The 19,684-nt window shown below is 41.9% G+C and carries 15 protein-coding genes and 4 pseudogenes; 17 read left to right on the top strand and 2 right to left on the bottom strand.

Annotated elements, in window-relative coordinates:
• Positions 1-168, top strand: a 168-nt coding sequence (locus E1757_RS33705; protein WP_342774630.1) for a transposase, incomplete at its 5' end; no start/stop codon positions are given.
• Positions 169-377: 209 nt separating this feature from the next.
• On the opposite strand, the pseudogene E1757_RS33700 reads toward E1757_RS33705, so the two are convergent.
• Positions 378-485 (bottom strand): annotated as a pseudogene (locus E1757_RS33700) (transposase domain-containing protein); the annotation flags it as partial.
• Positions 486-1,177: 692 nt separating this feature from the next.
• On the opposite strand from E1757_RS33700, the pseudogene argC reads away from it, so the two are divergent.
• The 14 genes and pseudogenes from argC to E1757_RS33635 all read left to right on the top strand — a co-directional run.
• Positions 1,178-1,294 (top strand): annotated as a pseudogene (gene argC / locus E1757_RS37385) (N-acetyl-gamma-glutamyl-phosphate reductase); the annotation flags it as partial.
• 83 nt (positions 1,295-1,377) lie between these two features.
• A complete protein-coding gene (argJ, locus tag E1757_RS33695) occupies positions 1,378-2,604 on the top strand; it encodes a bifunctional glutamate N-acetyltransferase/amino-acid acetyltransferase ArgJ (protein ID WP_133236555.1) in 1,227 nt (408 codons plus the stop codon).
• A 92-nt stretch (positions 2,605-2,696) separates the two neighbouring features.
• Entirely contained in the window at positions 2,697-3,779 is a 1,083-nt protein-coding gene (locus E1757_RS33690) for a carbamoyl phosphate synthase small subunit (RefSeq protein ID WP_133236553.1), read from the top strand.
• The gene (gene carB, locus E1757_RS33685; protein WP_133236541.1) at positions 3,766-6,975 is read left to right on the top strand and encodes a carbamoyl-phosphate synthase (glutamine-hydrolyzing) large subunit; all 3,210 of its coding nucleotides are present in this window, start codon (positions 3,766-3,768) and stop codon (positions 6,973-6,975) included. The genes E1757_RS33690 and carB overlap by 14 nt, the downstream gene beginning before the upstream one ends.
• Positions 6,976-7,469: 494 nt before the next feature.
• Positions 7,470-8,639, top strand: a complete 1,170-nt coding sequence (locus E1757_RS33680) for a KamA family radical SAM protein (RefSeq protein ID WP_133236539.1) — start codon at positions 7,470-7,472, stop codon at positions 8,637-8,639.
• Positions 8,640-8,876: 237 nt separating this feature from the next.
• Positions 8,877-9,743, top strand: coding sequence for a YheC/YheD family protein (locus E1757_RS33675; RefSeq protein WP_165972409.1), 867 nt, complete (start codon positions 8,877-8,879; stop codon positions 9,741-9,743).
• A 70-nt stretch (positions 9,744-9,813) separates the two neighbouring features.
• A pseudogene (locus E1757_RS37445) lies at positions 9,814-10,262 on the top strand (ATP-binding protein).
• Positions 10,263-10,687: 425 nt separating this feature from the next.
• Complete coding sequence (locus tag E1757_RS33665; RefSeq protein WP_133236535.1) at positions 10,688-11,722, top strand: LacI family DNA-binding transcriptional regulator; 1,035 nt, start codon at positions 10,688-10,690, stop codon at positions 11,720-11,722.
• Entirely contained in the window at positions 11,712-12,677 is a 966-nt protein-coding gene (locus E1757_RS33660; RefSeq protein ID WP_133236533.1) for a carbohydrate ABC transporter permease, read from the top strand. Before E1757_RS33665 ends, E1757_RS33660 begins: the two co-directional genes overlap by 11 nt.
• 21 nt (positions 12,678-12,698) lie before the next feature.
• Complete coding sequence (locus E1757_RS33655; protein WP_220446573.1) at positions 12,699-13,541, top strand: carbohydrate ABC transporter permease; 843 nt, start codon at positions 12,699-12,701, stop codon at positions 13,539-13,541.
• Between the two features lie 140 nt (positions 13,542-13,681).
• Entirely contained in the window at positions 13,682-15,058 is a 1,377-nt protein-coding gene (locus E1757_RS33650; RefSeq protein ID WP_165972408.1) for an ABC transporter substrate-binding protein, read from the top strand.
• Positions 15,059-15,138: 80 nt separating this feature from the next.
• Complete coding sequence (locus E1757_RS33645; RefSeq protein WP_133236529.1) at positions 15,139-16,191, top strand: zinc-binding dehydrogenase; 1,053 nt, start codon at positions 15,139-15,141, stop codon at positions 16,189-16,191.
• 67 nt (positions 16,192-16,258) lie between these two features.
• On the top strand, positions 16,259-17,008 hold the full coding sequence (locus E1757_RS33640; protein WP_133236527.1) for a hydroxypyruvate isomerase family protein: 750 nt from the start codon (positions 16,259-16,261) through the stop codon (positions 17,006-17,008).
• Positions 17,009-17,029: 21 nt separating this feature from the next.
• Positions 17,030-18,157 (top strand): Gfo/Idh/MocA family protein, encoded by a 1,128-nt coding sequence (locus tag E1757_RS33635; RefSeq protein ID WP_133236525.1) that lies wholly within the window; start codon positions 17,030-17,032, stop codon positions 18,155-18,157.
• A gap of 191 nt (positions 18,158-18,348) precedes the next feature.
• On the opposite strand, the gene E1757_RS36780 is transcribed toward E1757_RS33635, so the two are convergent.
• Complete coding sequence (locus tag E1757_RS36780) at positions 18,349-18,684, bottom strand: hypothetical protein (protein ID WP_246079703.1); 336 nt, start codon at positions 18,682-18,684, stop codon at positions 18,349-18,351.
• Positions 18,685-19,009: 325 nt separating this feature from the next.
• On the opposite strand from E1757_RS36780, the pseudogene E1757_RS37370 reads away from it, so the two are divergent.
• Positions 19,010-19,291, top strand: a pseudogene (locus tag E1757_RS37370) (substrate-binding domain-containing protein); the annotation flags it as partial.
• Positions 19,292-19,487: 196 nt separating this feature from the next.
• Positions 19,488-19,673, top strand: coding sequence for a 2-hydroxymuconate tautomerase (locus E1757_RS33620; RefSeq protein WP_133236521.1), 186 nt, complete (start codon positions 19,488-19,490; stop codon positions 19,671-19,673).
• Positions 19,674-19,684 lie beyond the last annotated feature (11 nt).

Below are 19,684 nucleotides of genomic sequence, written 5' to 3'. Positions count from 1 at the left end.
AAAACCAAATCAAAGGAACGCTACAAGATCGAAGCGAAGAATAGCGAACTCAAACATAGGCACGGGTATGATGTCGCCACATCCTCGGGTCTGCTTGGCATGCAGATGCAAGGAGCTATGGCGATATTCGCGGTAAATCTAAAGCGAATATTAAAGTTAACAGACTGACGGGTAACGACCTACTGTAACCATTCTGATGAAAAACAGAAGACATCCGCCCCAAGAGTTGGACTGGATGTCTTCTTTGCACTTTGGGTAGATCGACGGAACCGAAAAACGTAAGTTCTTCAGTGGCCTCCACGTTTGCCGCCGGCTTTTTGACGTTCGTAAGCGATCTGCTCTTTTTCCTGTGCCGCTTCAGTTTCAGCTAGCACCTAGGCTTCGTTAAACAGATTCAGTTCCAACTGGTCTGGATGTGTCTTCTCGCTGGAGGCGCCGAAGCTCTTTTGCTGCGCGAGCCGAAACTGTTCCTCATACCACTTCACAGGCGAAGTAGACTTGAGAGGCAGCATTGAAGTTCAGCATAGGAGAGTGAGGGCAGCGACGACATTGCGCAGTAGCTGCGGCTCAAATCCGGAATGAACCGAAATTCGAGCAGGCCCGATATAGACCTAAAGCGGCTGATTTTCCGCAGATGGATGGGTGATGGTTACGGGGCGGAAGGAAGGAAGGAGCAGAGGCCTCGTTTCGTCCCTGCTTCTGTGCCTTGTATAACCAATATTTTAATTGATGAACGGTCAACGAAATGCCGGATTTTCCTCAGTAGAAACTAGATTACAAAACCTAGATCAGGTGAAATGCAATGGCAATGGGCCAACCGAGCAAAGCTACTTCTCAAACGTTCGATTGTCGGCGTCATTGTGGGCAATAAGTCAAGTCCAGCAAGGTTTCCAATTAATTGATTCACTTATAAAATTAATGAAGAGTGTGCTACAAAAAACAGGAAACATGATGAGGAGGTTTTCTGTCTTTATTACTCTTAATTGTGCATAAAGTTTGTATAATTCCACAATTTTATATAAGCGTTTTCAAACGATAATCTAAATGTAAACAGAAAATTAGGTAATTGTATTATTGGATAATTATTAATTTATAAGTATAATAATTCATACAGGTTACGGATCGATTGAACTGATCAGATTGATTCATGGGCACCCTTTCAGCTAAAGTCGACCGACGAATACTGTCACACCAGCATATTCCAGAAATTGAGAAGGTAATTCAAGATGAAGCTGGCAGTCCAATCACCATTACCTTTACGACACATTTAGTGCCGATGACAAGAGGGATTATGTGATTACGAAAATCATCCATAAATTGCTAGTTAACTAGCGTATAAATACGAACAATGGAACTTTAAAGGGGGAATCTCGGTTGATGCCAACATTTTCAAAAAATGAAGTAGTTATTTTTGAGGAAGAAAGTATAGCATTGCCTGCGGGGTATAGAGCTGGTGGCATGCATTGCGGTTTAAAAAGAAAAAAGCTGGATTTAGGTTATATTGTTTCTGATGTTCCCGCGACTGTCGCTGGCGTGTATACAACGAACATTTTTCAAGCAGCTCCACTATTAGTGACACAAGAAAGCATTGCTAAAGAAAATATGATTCAAGCGATACTTGTGAATTCTGGTAATGCCAATGCTTGCACAGGGGAGCAAGGATTGATCGATGCATTTGAAATACAAAAAGAATTCGCCAACGAGCTTGGTATTAAGGAACACCTCGTAGCAGTTACCTCAACAGGAGTCATTGGTGAACTTTTGCCGATGGACCGATTGAAAGCAGGGATTAAACAAATCCTTCATGAAGAGCATGAAGATGAAGCAAACTTCAAGCAAGCAATTTTAACGACCGATACTTGCATCAAACAAATTGCGGTCCAAATAACAATTGACGGAAAAATCGTTAGCATTGGTGGAGCCGCTAAGGGCTCGGGGATGATTCATCCAAACATGGCGACTATGCTTGGTTTTGTTACAACAGATGCCAATATTGCACACGAGGATTTACTTTATGCTCTTAAAGAAGTAACCAACCAAACATTCAATATGATTACCGTCGATGGAGATACAAGTACAAACGACATGGTCTTGTTGATGGCAAATGGAATCGCAGATAACAATCAGCTAACAAAAGAACATCCTGATTGGGATTTGTTTATGAATGGATTAAAGGTTGTCTGTGAGTCACTTGCCAAAAAAATTGCTAAAGACGGCGAAGGGGCAACAAAGCTGATTGAGGTTCAAGTGGGCGGAGCATTCAGCACCAATGCTGCAAGAGCAGTTGGCAAAGCGATAATTTCTTCTAATCTCGTAAAAACTGCTATTTACGGAACTGACCCGAACTGGGGCAGAATCGTTTCAGCGATAGGTTATAGTGGGGTACCGATTGAACCCAATACATTAAAGGTTTCGATCGGGGCATTCCCTGTATTTGAAAACGGCTTGCCTTGTCCGATTGTGGAAGCGGACGTAAAAAAATATTTAGAGCTAGAGACAATTAAAATACTTGTTGAACTTAATCAAGGAGAATACAATGCAACCGCATGGGGATGCGATTTAACCTACGATTATGTAAAAATCAACGCATCCTACCGTACTTAAAGGCAATATGAGGTACCTAGTTATTAAGTGCGGAGGCAGTGTTACTGGAAAGTCTTCCGAGGTCATTTTATGAGAGAAAGCGAGTGAGTGTTTTGGATAAAGGATATCTTACTTTGGAAACTGGCGAAGTGTTTGAAGGTGTACTTATTGGTGAAATGAAGGATTCGTTTGGAGAAGTCGTTTTTAATACGAGTATGACAGGATATCAAGAAATCATCACAGACCCTTCGTATGCCGGGCAAATTGTTACCTTTTGCTATCCCATAATCGGAAATTACGGAATCAATGCGATGGATGATGAAAGCATCACTCCAGCATTAGAAGGAGTAATTATTGGCGATTTATGTGAAACCCCGAGCCATTATCAATCGATAAATAAGTTTTCTGAAAAACTAAAGCAGGGTGGAGTTCCTGGAATTGCTGGAGTGGATACACGTTCTTTAGTTAAAACCATACGCAGTCGTGGTACAGTAAAAGGGTTTTTAAGCGATTCCAAGGTTGGGAAACAGAATTTTCCAGAAGAGAAAAAAACTCCATCATGGGTTGAAAAAGTATCTACGAAAAAAATCCAGTTTTTCAAAAATAACGGTCCACATGTGGTTTTAATGGATTTTGGATATAAAAAATCGATACTTAACGCTCTTTTAGCAGAAAATTGTTCGGTTACAATTGTTCCATACAATACTCCTTTTGAAAAAATAAATGCTTTGAATCCTGATGGTATCCTGTTTAGCAATGGACCTGGAGACCCGATGGAATTAAAACAGTGGTTTCCACAAATTAAAAAGATTAGCCAGCACTGTCCAACACTTGGGATTTGTCTTGGCCATCAGTTAATTGCCCTTGCTTATGGGGCAAAAACGGAAAAACTTGCTTACGGACATCGCGGTGCCAATCATCCCGTAAAGGAATTAACTACAGGCAAGGTGAAAATTACCGCTCAAAATCATGGATATGTTGTTGTTGACGAAAGTATTGACAAGAATACCTTTGATGTAACATACCGCAATGTCAATGATCAATCCATTGAAGGATTAAAGCATCATAACTTTCCGATCCAGACAGTACAATTTCATCCAGAAGGCCACCCGGGTCCGAACGATACAGCTCATCTCTTAACAGAATTTGTGAGCGAGATTACTTCATTTGGAGAGACACGTTATGCCGCTAAATAAAAATCTGAAAAAGGTACTCGTGATCGGATCAGGCCCGATTGTCATTGGGCAGGCGGCGGAATTTGATTATGCAGGAACGCAAGCCTGTATTGCCCTTAAAGAAGAGGGAATTGAGATTATATTAATCAATAATAACCCTGCCACGATCATGACTGATGAAACCGTTGCCGATAAAGTATATATTGAACCCCTCACAGTTGAAACAATAGAAAAAATCATTAAGAAGGAAAGCCCGAACGGAATTATTGGAACATTGGGTGGGCAAACTGGTCTGAATTTAACTGTTCAGCTTTACGAACAGAACATTTTGCAAAAGGACAATGTAGTGGTGCTTGGAACGTCGGTGGAATCGATCAAAAATGGAGAGGACCGAGAAAAGTTCCGCAATTTAATGATAAAAATTAGTGAGCCTATCCCGGAGTCAAAGATTATCCATAGTTACGAGGAAGGCGTCGAATTTGTCAAAGAAATTGGCTATCCTGTCATTATCCGTCCAGCTTACACCCTTGGAGGCGATGGGGGCGGATTTGCTTACAACGATGAGGAACTTGAAATCATACTGAAAAAAGGGTTAGCAGCAAGCCCGATTCATCAGGTTTTAGTAGAGAGAAGTATTAAAGGTTGGAAGGAAATTGAATATGAAGTCATAAGAGATGCAAATGACACATGCATTATTGTTTGCAACATGGAAAATATGGACCCGGTTGGCGTTCATACTGGCGATTCGATTGTTGTTGCCCCATCGCAAACATTGACAGATGTTCAATACCAGATGCTTCGTGATTCATCTATTAAAGTAATCAGGGAATTGGGAATAATTGGCGGCTGCAACATCCAGTTCGCTCTTAATCCAGTTTCAAATCAGTATTGCATCATAGAGGTAAATCCAAGGGTTAGCCGTTCATCGGCGCTAGCATCAAAAGCAACAGGATACCCGATAGCCCGGATGGCTGCAAAGTGTTCAATTGGTTATCATTTGGATGAGATTGTGAATCCAATAACAGGTAATACATTTGCTTCTTTTGAGCCTGCGATTGATTATATTGTGGTGAAACTACCGCGTTTTCCTTTTGATAAATTTCCAGAGGCTGATCGAACATTAGGGACGCAAATGAAAGCAACTGGAGAAGTAATGGCCATTGACCGAACATTTGAAGGTGCATTAAACAAGGCAATTCGCTCGATGGAAATGAATAATTATGGACTTTGTACAGTGGTAAATAAATCACTGGATACGGAAACCTTGTTTGAACTTCTTGAAAAGGTGAATGATCAGCGGCTATATGTCATTGCGGAAGGCTTTAGAAGAGGAATTTCTTTTGAAAAAATTCAGCAATTAACACAGATTGATCCATGGTTTTTACACAAAATTCACTCGATCGTCGAGATAGAAGAGGAGTTATCTTCTTATATTTGGGATGAAGTTCCTGTTTCACTGCTTAAAAAAGCGAAGCGAAAAAATATTTCCGACAAGCTGATTTCACAAATTTATAGTATCCCTGAAAAACAAATAAGACGAAAATGGAAAGAACTCAACTGGAAACCGGGCTTTAAGATGGTTGATACTTGTTCGGCAGAATTTGATTCGGTAACTCCATACTACTATTCTACCTGGCATGGGTATGACGAGGTTGAGATTACCAGTAGGAAAAAGATACTTGTTATTGGCTCTGGCCCGATTCGAATTGGTCAGGGGATTGAATTTGATTACTGCTCGGTCCATGCGGCAAAAACGATTAAGAAAATGGGGTATGAGGCCGTTGTTATCAATAATAACCCTGAGACCGTTAGTACCGACTATTCAGTTGCAGACCGCCTTTATTTTGAACCTCTTGCTGCCGAAGATGTTCTCCATGTGATTGAAAAAGAGAATGTCGAGGGTGTGTTAATACAATTTGGCGGGCAAACAGCTATTAATCTAGCACATGCTTTGGAAGAAGAAGGCGTGAAGATTTTAGGCACATCAGTTGAAAATGTTAATTGCCTTGAAGACCGCAAAGAATTTTACCAGTTCCTTGAAAATCTAAACATCCCTCATATTGAGGGTAAAACGGTTTCCCATTCGGAGGAATTAGTAGAAGCTGCATCTATACTGGGCTATCCGGTATTAGTACGTCCGTCCTATGTTATTGGCGGGCAATCGATGTTTACTATTTTTAACGAAGAAGAATTAAGGCACTATATAGATCAGTTAGAGGAAAACTCGCAGGAAACAATGTGGCCGTTATTAGTAGACCGATTTTTGCCAGGATTAGAATGTGAGATTGATGTGGTTAGTGATGGTGAAAAGATCGTTGTGCCAGGAATTTTTGAGCATATTGAAAAAGCTGGAGTTCACTCTGGAGATAGCATTTCAATTTTTCCGCCTATTTCATTATCTGTGGCCTTAAAAGAAACATTAATTGATTATGCAAGCAGGATTGCAAAGACTTCACCAATAGTTGGCATTATGAATATCCAATTTGTTATTTTTGAGAACCAGGTTTATGTTCTTGAGGTGAACCCACGTTCATCGAGAACGGTGCCAATTATTAGTAAAGTGACAGGAATCCCGATGGTTGAGTGGGCAACAAAGGTGCAATTAGGGAAGACTTTAGATGATCTTTGTTCGGAACAAGGTCTATTGGCTGAGCCCCGATATTTCTCAGTGAAAACACCAGTGTTTTCTTCAAGCAAGCTAAAGGGAGTCGACCATGTGCTTGGACCCGAAATGAAATCAACTGGTGAAGTGTTAGGATTAGGGGTTACTTTTCAAGAGGCTTTAAATAAGGCATTGCCGCCTTTAAAATCGTTAGATGGCGAGAAATATATTTTTTGCGCCATATCTGATCGGGAAAAGCCAGCTAGTCTACCAATCATTCAAAAGCTTAAGGAAAAACAAGTTAAGATTGCGGCAACAGAAGGAACGGCGTTGTTTTTTCAAGAAAATGGAGTATTCGTTGATAAAGTAGTGAAGGATTATCAGGATGTTAGTGACCTTATCCGCTTTCAGAAAATGAGTGCTGTGATCAATATACCGAATCAGGGACGAAATAAGGTTAAATTTGGTTTTTATATTCGTGAGCAAGCAACGCGCTTCAATATACCGGTGTTTACCCACTTAGATACGGTTAATGCGGTTATGTGCTTGCAAAAACAATCTCTCATTGCTTCAGAAGTTCGAACATTGAGTGAATATTACGCAAAATGGAAGTGAGTGATGTAGTCCATGCTAAAAGCCTGGAAAGCCTACTACCGTGGTCGCCGTTGCTGCCGTTGACTTGCCGCGTGTTCAAATCCTAATTCAAACTTTAATAAGCCCTCTTCAGAAGGCGGGGGCTATTTGACGTTTATTTTTAATTTCTCCGCACATGCCGACACTTGTAGATCGATTTATGCATTCTTTAGGATATGCGATCTCCCAAGCGATTTATAGGACTCTAGCTTCGTTCAACATTCGACTGGAACGGGAGGTATGTCGTTCATGGAATTGTCAAACCGGAAGCAGCACCTGCGATCCGTCCTGATGCAATATGGCCTGCGATCTCACCACGTGCAGACGTGTTGTTCTCTTTATAAGAAATCGGCTGCCCGGGATCGGACTCCGCATTCACTGACAAGCGCCGGTCCATAGCTTCGCTAATTCATACAATTCGAAAGGAATGATGACGTTGCGATACCTGCGGAGATTATTGACGAAGGTGATCCGCCATGGCGATTAAATATATAACAGATATCGGCAGTCTCCTACACTTGACGGATGAAGAAAAAAAAGCATTGCAGCCGGTCATCGACAAATTCGTTTTCCGGCTTAACGATTATTACTTGAGGCTTATCGACTGGTCCGATCCGGACGATCCCATACGGCGGCTGGTGATACCGAGCACGAGCGAGCTGCAGGAATACGGACGCTGGGACGCATCCGACGAAGATACCAACTACGTGGTGAAGGGATGTCAGCACAAGTACCCAACGACGGCGCTGCTGCTTGTCTCGGAAGTATGCGGCTCCTACTGCAGATTCTGCTTCCGGAAGCGACTGTTTCGCGAGGACGTGAAGGAGGTGATGCCGGATGTCCAGCATGGTCTTGACTACATCGCGGCTCATCCCGAAATCAATAATGTGCTGCTGACGGGCGGTGATCCGTTTATCTTATCGACCAAGAAGCTGGGCTACATCTTAGAGGCTCTCCGGTCAATGGATCATGTGAAGATCATCCGCATCGGTTCGAAGATGCCGCTTTTCAATCCGATGCGTATTTATGAAGACAAAGAGCTGCTCCGGATCATTCGCACCTACTCTACGGAAGACAAACGGATCTACGTGATGGCTCATGTCAATCATCCGCGGGAAATTACCCCCGAAGCCAGAACCTGCTTCAAAGCGCTGTACGACGCCGGAGCGATCGTGGTGAATCAAACACCAATTCTGAAGGGCATCAATGACGATCCTGCCATACTCGGCCTATTGTTGGATCAGTTGTCGTGGGCTGGCGTTACGCCGTATTATTTCTTCATAAATCGACCCGTGGCTGGAAACCGCGGATTCGTCCTTGCGCTGGAAGACGTATACCGCATCGTGGAAGAAGCCAAATCGCGGACTTCTGGCCTCGGCAAACGGGTGAAGCTATGCATGAGCCATACGTCGGGCAAAATCGAAATTTTAGCCGTGGAGAACGACAAAGCGTACCTGAAATACCACCAGTCCCGCGACGGCAACTTCGGCAAGCTGATGGTTCTGGATTGTCCCAAGGAGGCAGCCTGGTTTGATGATTTGCCGGGGAATGAAAGGTACTGGAGCAAACCTGCCAAGAAAACGGCGGAAGTCGTATCCGTCAATGAATTACCCGATCTTCCGAGAAAAGCCAAAACCAATTCGTAATTCTAAAAGGGGTGTTTCGATTTGACATCATCTTCCCGAAAGAGAGCGATCGTCGGCGTTATTCTAGGGAGCCGCTTCGTGAAAACCATAGGCGTTCAAAAACTTGCCGAAGCAAACAGAAAGGTCGGAACGAATCTGTATTTCTTTGGAATAAGAGACATCAACTACAAACGAAGGAGCATAAGCGGCACTTATTACGATCCTCGGAAAAAGCAATGGAGGAGCAAAATGTTCCCCATGCCGCACGTACTCTACGTCCGAGGCGGAACGGGGTCGGGGGTATCCCGAGTCGTTAAACGTTTCGACAAATTGGGGATCAAAAGAATTAACGCCCTGACGGGGTTCAACAAAGGCGAGCTCTTCCGCGATTTGCAGCGGGACCCTGATGTGCAGCCTTATTTGCCTTTTACCAAAACGATTGATGATCCAAGAGAGGCAAGAAGCTATATTCAGGGCCTCGGCAATGTCTATATCAAAGCGTGCCAGGGCAGGCGGGGCATGCAGGTGATGCAGGTCGTCAAAGTGAAGCACAAGGGGTATCGGTACAGCAACTCGGTCATCGGCAACCTCGTTCGTGGTAGGGCGAAATACTTCAATGACATGAACAAGGTGTTGAAGCGTTTTTTTGGTGACAGGAAAATCCTTGTCCAGCAGGGAATCGATCTGGTGAAAGTCGGCAATAACCGAACCGTGGACTTACGAGCTGAGCTGCAGAGGAACGAATACGGGGAAATTGAGATCGTGGCGATTCCGATCCGAGTCGGACGAAAGAACTCACCGATATCGACCCATGGCGAAGCTTATCATTTCGACGACTATTTGCCGAAGTTATTTCCCGAATATTCCATAGACGAGATCAGCGCGTTGAAACAGAGAATTAACGAATTTCTGATTAAGGTATATAAAAGCGTTGAGAAGTGCTACGGAAAATTCGGCGAAATCGGTATCGACTTTGGCTTGGATCGCAAGGGAGGAATTTGGCTGATCGAATGCAACGCCCAATCGGCCAAAGTGTCGGTGGGTAAAGCGTATGGATCAAGAACGGTTCGCAGAATTTACTTGAATCCGCTGCAGTATGCCAAGAGACTTGCGCGCAAGGGCTGATGCAGAATGGAGGGATACTGAATGAAGAGGACGGTATAAGGAACTCCGCAAGGCGGCCCGACTACACGAAATGCGCCTCGCGGCAATGGCGGACTCCTATCAAAATCAATTGTTAGATCAGGCCCTTTCGTTTGAAGAGCGCTTTGGACTCCTAGTTGACGCTGAGTGGTGCAGGCGAAAGAATAACCGGCTGTCCTCCTTAATCCGCACGGCAAATTTTCAGCAAAGTAACGCCTGCATTGAAGACGTTGAATATCACGCTGATCGAAAACTTGACCGAACACAGGTCCTTCGGTTGGCAACTGGGCGTATATTCAGGACAAGCTCAATATCATCATCATGGGCGCATCAGGTGCAGGAAAAACCTATCTCGCTTGCGCATTCGGCATTGCCGCCTGCAGGAACTTCTACCCGGTTAAGGCTCGAGTTTACATCGAAGTGAATGGCTTGCAGCTAACCCATAAAATTTCGTCGAAATTCCGAGACCTAGGCCCCGTTGGCGGGTCTCTTTTTTTTTGACACCACCAATAGCGAGTCTTGGAGCCAATAATACCATGCACCACAACCGTAATTTTAACTGTTCTACTTTCTTACCATGTTCATTATAAAAAGTATTGACAAGATCATAAAATAATTATTATAATCTGTGTAAGAAAAAGTAAGAAGAAAATAACAAAAGAGAATAGTTTTTTGAAAAATGTGAAAACGTCACCACATTTTCGAATTGTGATTTACAATGAGAGTTTCTCCCTCATCTAATTTACCATCCCAGAGTATTTAATTTATTGTTTTTCCGAAATGAAAACGCTATGATTTTGTAAATAGCAAAAAATCTGATAAAAAAGTAATTATCCGTAGAGAAAGTGTTTGATTTTTTTTGTGAAAACGTCACCACATTTACTTGATAGAAAAAGTTCCACATAACAGATAGGAGTGAATAGAAATTGGCAACAACGATTACAGATATCGCGAAGCATATTAATGTTTCCCCTGCAATGGTGTCTAGGGTAATCCATAACAGCGGTTATGTGTCAAAGGAAAAAAGAGAATTAATCGAAAAAACTCTGTCCGAATTGAATTATGTGCCCAATAAAGTAGCGCAGGGTCTAAAAAGCCAAAAGACAGGAATGATTGGACATATATTGCCGAGAGCTTATCCAAATCCATTCTGGGCCGGATTGTGCCAATCGATAGACGAATATGCGGATGAATGTGATTATCAAATACTACGATTATTTACTTACAATGATCCAAAACGAGAATTAAAGCAAATTGAAGAAATGGTTGCAAGGAAAGTGGATGGAATTATTTTTACCAGTGCAAGTAGTAAGGAGAATATACAAAGAGTTGTTGATATGGGTATACCAACCGTGATGGTGGAAAGGCCTTTAGATGTGATGGGAGTTGATAAGGTCCTAATCGACTACGTTGAAGCATCCTATGTTGCGACGAAACACCTGCTTCAATTGAATCATAAAAATATTGGATATATTGGTGTGGATACTTCTGTGAATGTCGTAGAGAGTGAGAGATATAATGGCTTTCAGAGAGCTCTTATGGAAGAGATGATTACCACGGATAATAAATTTATTAAATTTTGTGAGAGTTATAGTCCCCAGTATGGTTTTCATTTAATGGAAGAGATGATCTTGAGTGATTTCCTGCCATCCGCCATTTTTGTAGCGAGTGATGTTCTGGCCATTGGCGTTCTTCAAGCGTTATATAAACATCGAATCCGAGTTCCTGATGACATTTCGATCATCGGTTACGATAATACTTATGCGGATATTTTATCTCCCCCGATTTCTTCTGTCGGTTTGCCCCTGAAAGAAATGGGTGAAGCTGCAATCAATTTAATCTTAGAAAGAATGAAAAGTAAAATTACAAGTGTAAAAACGTTGATTTTGCATGCTTCCTACGTGGAGAGGGAATCTGCTAAACATAATATAAACCAAGAGGTGGAGTCCGATGGAACATGAATTTGCTAATAAACAGCCGCAATCGCTAAAGCGTAAGCATCAGAGTAGAACGTTTACATCCTTCGTTGATCGTAACATAAGCTATATTTTAGTGCTTCCGGTTTTATTATGTATCACGGTTGTGATCTTATATCCGAGTATCAGAACGATACTGATGTCTTTCTATCGTGTGGAACTGCTGAAGCCGGAACAGCCGTTCATCGGATTGGATAATTATATTAATATTATAAAAGACCCTGGCTTATTGAAAATCATATACAATACCATTTTTTTTAGTGTGGCTTCTCTACTCTTAGCAACAATTGTGGCTCTTTATTCGGCGCAGTTATTAAACAAACCCTACTGGGGAAGAGGTTTATACCGGACTTTGCTTTTGATTCCATGGGTCACCCCACCTGTTGTAATGGGGGCTGTATGGAAGGTTTTATACAGCGAAAATTTCAGTCCGTTAAACGGTTTACTTATGAGTATGGGACTCCGGGATACGCCATTTTCCTTCTTAGGGAACACAGAATGGGGATTTGGGCCGTTCAACATTCCTATGTTATGCCTGATTGTCGTCAATGTTTGGCATATGTTTCCTTTTATGATGGTTATGTTCTTGGCGGCTATGCAGAGCGTTTCGAAGGATTACTATGAAGCTGCTACTGTGGATGGTTTGGGAAAAATTGGACAATTCTATAAGATAACGCTTCCACTTATTTTACCTGTCTTAGAAATCACACTATTATTAGAATTCATTTGGCAATTTAACAATTTTAATTCCAGTTATTTATTGACTCAAGGAGGTCCGCTGGATATGACGAACGTATTGGCGGTGAAAGTGTTTCAAGAAGCGTTTATTAATTTTAAATATAGCACAGCATCAACCATTAGTGTGCTGATGTTCTTGGTAGTGCTTGTCCCTTCAATTTTTTATATCAAAAAGAGAGTACAGAATGAGTTCAAACAATAAAAATGGGAAGGAGGAGTTGTTTTGAAGAAAACTTCAAAATCGGAATATGTCGTACATTATATTATTTTGAACAGCATTGCCATATTTGCTCTGTTTCCTTTTTATTGGATGTTTGTGACTTCCGTGAAACCAGCTGAACAGATTTTACAAACTCCGCCTGCTTGGTGGCCAAGCTACTTTGAATTTAAGAACTATACTGAAGTATTTCAGATCATGCCGCTATTCGAATATTTGAAAAATTCAATCGTTTATTCCCTAACAACCACCATCATATGCGTTCTGCTTGCTTGCTTTGCGGGTTACAGCTTGAGCAGGTTTCGTTTCAAAATCAGAAATGCAAGCATTGTGTTAATCTTATCATCACAATTAATTCCGTGGGTTATGAGTATCATTCCGTTTTACTTCATCATGCAAAGCTTGAAATTGAATAATTCGACCATAGGCATCACGCTAGCCTATAGTATTTGGGCGATTCCGTTTTGCACACTGATGTTAAAAAATTATTTCACGTCTACTTTACCCGTTGAAATTGAAGAAAGCGCCATGATTGACGGCTGCTCGAGAATGAGGATACTTTTCGTAATCGCATTACCGATTTCAATTCCCGGTATCGTTGCAACCGCTATCTTTTCCTTTATATTGGCTTGGAATGAATATATGTGGGCAAGCATTGTTCTGTCGGAAACCAAATATAAACCGTTATCAGTGGGAATTCATGACTTCATCGGCCAATTCGGCGTTACTCCATCGGTTTCCCTTTTTATGGCCGCTTCAGTGATTACCACTTTACCTATTTTACTTATTTTCGGTTTTTTACAGAAATATTTAATTAGTGGAATGTCTGATGGCGCAATAAAAGGTTAATCGATCTCGATCCGATACAATCAGCATGTTGCACATGAAATGAAGTTCATTTCACATTGCTTAAAGGAGGTGGTTGCAGACAATATGGTAAGGAATTTTAAAGCCTGTATTCAAATTCAATGAATGGAGAGGGTTCTAAAATGAAAATGAAATTGAAAGCAATCAGCTTGTTTATGCTGGCACTGATGATGCCGGTATCCCTTGTTGCTTGTAGCGGGACCAACGTAACCAATACCGGGGGGGACACTGCGAAAAATTCCGGCCAAAACAAGGAGACCCAAACTGTTGAGAAAAAAGAAAACAAAAACAGAGAAATTACGGTTTGGCTTCAGCGGTATGGAAGCACCCCCAGTATTTCGAATGATTTTATGAAGGATGTTACTGCAAAATTTAAAGAAAAAACGGGTATTAATGTTAAGTATGAAACTCTAGACTGGTCTCAAGCGCTGACCAAATATACTTTAGCCAGTACCGGTGGTGATGCGCCGGATGTTGCAGATTTATTCTTTCTTCAGTCTTTCCAGAAAATCGGCGGCGATAAGTGGGGGCCGATGCAAATTAATGATTTGGTCAAAGAAATTGGTGTGGACAAATATATTACTTCCACTTTATCCGAAGCGAAAGTCGGCAATGATTTTTACGGCATCCCCTGGCGTATGGATACTCGAGTTTTGCTTTACAATACGGAGCATTTCAAAGAAGCAGGATTAACCGAGCCACCGAAAAATTGGAATGAGTTAATTGAATATGGGAAAAAATTGACAAAAACAGATGCTAACGGGAACATTACTCGTTCAGGCTTGATATTCAGAAATGCCCAAGCACGTTTTGATCAGACTTGGTTCGCAGTTTTAACGCAAGCCGGCGGAAAGGTTTTAAGTGATGATTTGACCAAAACTGCATTTAATACTCCCGAAGGCGCGGAATCGTTACAGTTTATGCAAGACATTGTACATAAGCATAATATTGCGCCAAAAGGGATTATTGACCCAAGCTTTGACCCAAACAATGAATTCTTGTCAGGCAAAGCTTCCATGATGTTCGGAGCAGCTGCAGATTTTAGAGCTACTCAAGAAAAACTTGCACCACAAATGAAAGATAAATATAAGGCTGCGGTGATGCCGAGTAAAACGGGAGAAGGCCCATCAAGCATAAGCTTCGCTGCCCCAATATCTATAATGAAAACAACAAAAGATGTTGAAGCGGCAAAAGAGTGGGTTAAATTCTTCATGTCCAATGAGATCCAGCTTGAAGCATCAAAACGGTTTTCTTTACTAAATTCCAACAAGGAAGTTATGAACGACCCATACTTTAAGAACGACCCGTGGTTGAGCGTATTCGTTAAACAAACCGAAAGGGTAGTTCCGGGTGATAAACCGGTTGCGCAATGGAGTCAAATTGACGCATTTCCAAATGGCCCTATTCCAAAGATGGCAACCGCTATAATGGCGGGGAAATCGGTTAAAGACGAAATCGAAAATACCGTGGTGGAAATCAACAAACTTTTAGCTCAATAAACGTAAGGATTGCTGCCCCGAGTAGTAGTTCCATAATATTCGGGGCTTAGTTTTTAAAATTAAACTGGAGGTACCTACTAATGAAAATTGCTAAATATTTGTCTCCGAAAACGTTGGTCACAGAGGAAGTAGAAGATCCATCTATTCAATCTAATGAAGTGAAAATCAAAAGTATCATATCCGGGATAAGTCACGGCACAGAAATGAACGTTTATCGGGGAGTGGCACCGTTTTTTCGTAAAAAATTTGACCGCCAGACCCGTCTATTTATTCAATCAGATCAATATGATACATGGAAATACCCGGTTCGCAGCAATGACCCAGGAGTTTGGTATATGGGATACTCCAATGTAGGAACAGTAGTAGAAGCAGGCAAAGAAGTGAGCGATATCAAACCTGGAGACATTGTTTATTCGAACGGGCCGCACCAGTCCATTGTAGTTAGACCGGCAAGTGATGTAATAAAGCTGCCTGATTCCGTCCACCCTGAGCATGGTATCTTCTTAACTAATCTTATGACAGCATATAACGGAATTCTCGATTCGCCTATTAAATTAGGAGATACGGTAGTTGTATCCGGATTAGGTGTATTAGGGCAGACGATCGTTCAAATGGCTAAAATGTCAGGGGCTTTCCAAGTCATAGGTATCGATCTGTTTGATCTTCGTTTGCAAACTGCTTTAGAAAATGGAGCGGATTATGTCTTTAATCCCATGACCTGCAAGGACATAGCTTATGAGGTACGCAAATTAACGAAAAACAAAGGGGCAGATTTGGTTATTGAAGTAACCGGAAATCAGAAAGCCTTAAATGAAGCTATTCGAATTGCCGCTCCAGATACGACTGTCACAGCGCTGGGTTGGTACCAAGGAGCAAGCACAAACTTGGATTTGTCCGAGGAATTTCACCATAACCGGGTGAATATACGAAGCTCACAAACAGGGGCAGTGGACCCTGCAATATCTCATATGTGGAACAGAGACCGACGACTGGAGAGTTGTTTAGAGTTACTTAGCCGGCTGCGGTTGGACAACCTCTTAACTCATAAAGTTTCCTATGATAATATCTCTCATGCTTTTCAACTGGTGGATGAGAATCCAAAAGCCGTCATTCAGGTTGCCTTAACTTATTAAAGTAACTAGAGTTATTAATAAAATTGATTTCACACAAATATTCGAATGAGAGTATGGGGAGGGCCCAATGAAAATATCTGTTTGTATTGACGCAGTATTGAGAGGATATGATCTGGATAAAAGTTTGCAAACGGTTAAAAGCCTTGGGATTGATTCTTTTGAATTTTGGGCTTGGTGGAACAAGGATATCGATCGGTTAGTACAGTTGAAACAAGATCTTCATTTAGAAGTCGTTACTTTTTGTACTAAATTCATCAGCTTGGTAGATTCCAGCAAAAGGGAAGAGTACCTATCCGGTTTACAGGAGTCTATTATGGTAGCCAAAAGACTGGATTGCAAACGGTTGATAACACAAGTAGGCAATGAGTTGACGGATTTATCCAGAAATCAGCAACGTGAAAATCTTATAGATGGATTAAAGGCATGCGTACCTCTTCTTGAACAATCGGGCATGACATTACTGGTGGAACCCTTGAATATTAATGTGGATCATAAAGGATACTTTTTGTACCGTTCCGATGAGGCATTTGAAATTGTCGATAAAGTCGGAAGTAACCATGTTAAAGTTCTATTTGATATATATCATCAGCAAATTACCGAAGGAAACCTCATTAATGCGATAATACGAAACATCGACAAGATCGGACATTTTCATGCGGCGGGTCATCCGGGCAGACATGAATTGGGCAACGGTGAAATTAATTATAAAGCTATTTTTGACGCAATTAGAAAAGTGGGCTTCAACGGTTATATGGGACTGGAATATTTCCCCTTGTCCGATCCGAAGGACGGAATTGAGGAATCGAACACGTATTAGATAACCCGTGGGGGGATAGCAATGAGGAACAAAACAAAAGTAGGAATCGGCTTAATTGGTTACAAATTTATGGGAAAAGCACACAGCCATGCTTATCGGGATTTGCCGTTTTTTTTCGAAACGGGTGTTGTACCAGAACTTCGAGCGATTGCCGGAAGGGATGAGGATGGCTTAAAAAAGGCAGCTGAAAAAATGGGTTGGCAATCTTATGAGACTGATTGGCGCCAACTTTTGGAAAGAGACGATATTGATATTATTGATATATGTACTCCAAACATCTCCCATGCAGAGATTGCTATTGCGGCAGCAGAGGCGGGAAAGCATCTCATATGTGAAAAACCGTTGGCGATGAGTGTGAAAGAAGCTGAAAGTATGCTCCAAGCAGTGAAAAAAGCGGGAGTCGTTCACATGATCTGCCATAACTATCGCTTTGCACCTGCCGTGCAGTGGGCTAAACAACTTATTGATCAAGGACGAATCGGTAAAATTAATCATATACGGGCAGCATACTTGCAGGATTGGTTGGTCGATCCGCATTCTCCTTATGCGTGGAGATTAAATAAACAATTATCAGGATCCGGGACGCATGGTGATCTTGCTGCTCATATTATCGATCTCGCCCGTTTTCTTGTCGGAGAATTCCAGTCTGTCGTAGGAATGATGGAGACTTTCACCAAAATGCGCTGTTCCAGTGATGGAATGATGAAAGAAGTAGATGTGGATGATGCCTCCGTTTTCCTAGCCCGTTTCCGAAATGGAGCCATCGGGACCTTTGAGGCCACACGAGTAGCCGGCGGTAATCGCAACGCAAACCGTTTTGAAATCAACGGTGATAAAGGGTCTATCCGGTGGGACTTCGAAAACATGAATCAACTTCAACTTTATTTAACAGATGATCCATTAGGAATGCAAGGCTTTCGAACAATAAACTGCACGGAAAGCTGCCACCCATACGCTGCAGGATATTGGCCTTCAGGACATATCATCGGATACGAGCACACTTTTATTAACTTGGCGAAAGAACTTATGGACGGAATCTCCAAAGGTTACAGTCCATCACCGAATTTTGAAGATGGTGTGAATAATCAAATTGTATTGGAGTCTGTGGAGAAGTCAGTACAAAACGGTAGTTGGGTGAACGTTTCATAATATGTGAGTAATTAAAAAAGTAAGCCCGTTTATGGCATACAGTGTACCTAAATCATATTGCGAAAGGGACTGGATCAAATTGATTCAGTCCCTGCTGTTACTGCTAACGCATAATGTCCGACAGTTGACGGCATAAGTTGTCCTGCTGTTGACGGACATGCTGTCCGTGTGAAGATGCGAGAAAGGGAGAATCAAGATAATTCTCCCTGGATGACTCGCTTGATCATATGATCGTCGATGATGCGATGTTTGTTCTGTGAACCGTAAATGAGAGCGTGTGTACATACCTTGTTGATCAGTCTGGCGGCACCGCTTGAGAAACGGAAAATGTCATCGATCGCTCCTTCGGTGAAAATGTCATGATCCGCGCCAGCGAACGCCATGTGACGCCTGATATAATCGCCAGTCTGAGCCCGATCGTAATACGGAAGCTTACATTGCAGATCGATCCGCTGGCGGATAGCCGCGTAAGCCTGAAGGTTCAGTCGATCCCAGAGCTCGCTTTGACCAACCAAGATGAGCGCCATGGGACTCTGCGCATCCATCTTGAAGTTGAGCAGGAAGCGTATTTTCTTCTAGCATTTCGCGATCCAACAGATGCGCCTCGTCGACGACGACAACAGGCAAGAGCCGGTGAATGCCGAAAAGGGTCCAGTTTTCTTAAAACTTGAGGCATTAAAACTTCCAATTGTTACGTTTAACAGAAAACATCGAATGAGTGGTAACTTTATTGAGTTGGATAATAAGGAAGCAGCTAGGATGGCAGTGAAGCATCTTGTTTCTCTGGGACATAAAAAGATCGCATATATAGGATGACCGCAGTACGCATCCACTTTTTTTGATCGTCGATTAGGCTATACGCAAGAAATGACTCGCCATTCTTTGTCTATTTTTGAGGGATGGAATCAAGAAACCGATACTCGAGAGGACGGGATTCGAAAAGCTTGCAGTGAATTATTAGCGTTAAATGAAAGCGAAAGGCCTACTGCCATAGTTGCAGCGACTGACGCTATTGCACTTGAATGTATGAATCATTTGTTGTATCTAGGTATTTCGGTGCCAGAACAAATAAGTTTGTGCGGTATTGATAATGTTAATATATCCGCTCATCATGTTAACGACAGTCGGAAGTAAATATTCCAAAAGTATGGGAGAACTAGCAATTGAACGACTTATCGAAATGATTGAATTTGAGGAGACCCGTGAATTGCCAAAGCAATTAACACTAGAACCAGCCTTAATAATTAGAAAAACAACAGCTCGAGTTTAACTTAACTTTAGAATTTGACTAACGATCAATAAATCTGATTACAAGAACAGGAGACTAAGTATGCCGTTTATTACGATTAAAGTAATGGAAGGAAAGACAGTTGAGCAAAAAAGGGAAATGGTGGACAAGGTGACAGAACTCGTCTCGAATACCTGGAGCACGCCCAAAGATCGGATTTTTATTTTTTTTGAAGACCTGCGAAAAGAAGACTATGGTAAGCAAGGAATGCTGTTTATAGATATTTAAAACCATTATTT

Origin of the sequence: Paenibacillus piri, from assembly GCF_004354045.1 — a bacterium.
Lineage (GTDB): Bacteria > Bacillota > Bacilli > Paenibacillales > NBRC-103111 > Paenibacillus_S > Paenibacillus_S piri.
Note: the sequence above shows the minus strand (reverse complement) of the source record. Positions and strands in the feature narration are given on the sequence as shown.

Coding starts and splice junctions, on each gene's coding strand:
- argJ (WP_133236555.1), top strand. CDS start 1,378: ATGCCAACATTTTCAAAAAATGAAGTAGTTATTTTTGAGGAAGAAAGT.
- carB (WP_133236541.1), top strand. CDS start 3,766: ATGCCGCTAAATAAAAATCTGAAAAAGGTACTCGTGATCGGATCAGGC.
- E1757_RS33680 (WP_133236539.1), top strand. CDS start 7,470: ATGGCGATTAAATATATAACAGATATCGGCAGTCTCCTACACTTGACG.
- E1757_RS33675 (WP_165972409.1), top strand. CDS start 8,877: ATGCCGCACGTACTCTACGTCCGAGGCGGAACGGGGTCGGGGGTATCC.
- E1757_RS33660 (WP_133236533.1), top strand. CDS start 11,712: ATGGAACATGAATTTGCTAATAAACAGCCGCAATCGCTAAAGCGTAAG.
- E1757_RS33650 (WP_165972408.1), top strand. CDS start 13,682: ATGAAAATGAAATTGAAAGCAATCAGCTTGTTTATGCTGGCACTGATG.
- E1757_RS33645 (WP_133236529.1), top strand. CDS start 15,139: ATGAAAATTGCTAAATATTTGTCTCCGAAAACGTTGGTCACAGAGGAA.
- E1757_RS33640 (WP_133236527.1), top strand. CDS start 16,259: ATGAAAATATCTGTTTGTATTGACGCAGTATTGAGAGGATATGATCTG.
- E1757_RS33635 (WP_133236525.1), top strand. CDS start 17,030: ATGAGGAACAAAACAAAAGTAGGAATCGGCTTAATTGGTTACAAATTT.
- E1757_RS36780 (WP_246079703.1), bottom strand. CDS start 18,684: ATGGCGCTCATCTTGGTTGGTCAAAGCGAGCTCTGGGATCGACTGAAC.
- E1757_RS33620 (WP_133236521.1), top strand. CDS start 19,488: ATGCCGTTTATTACGATTAAAGTAATGGAAGGAAAGACAGTTGAGCAA.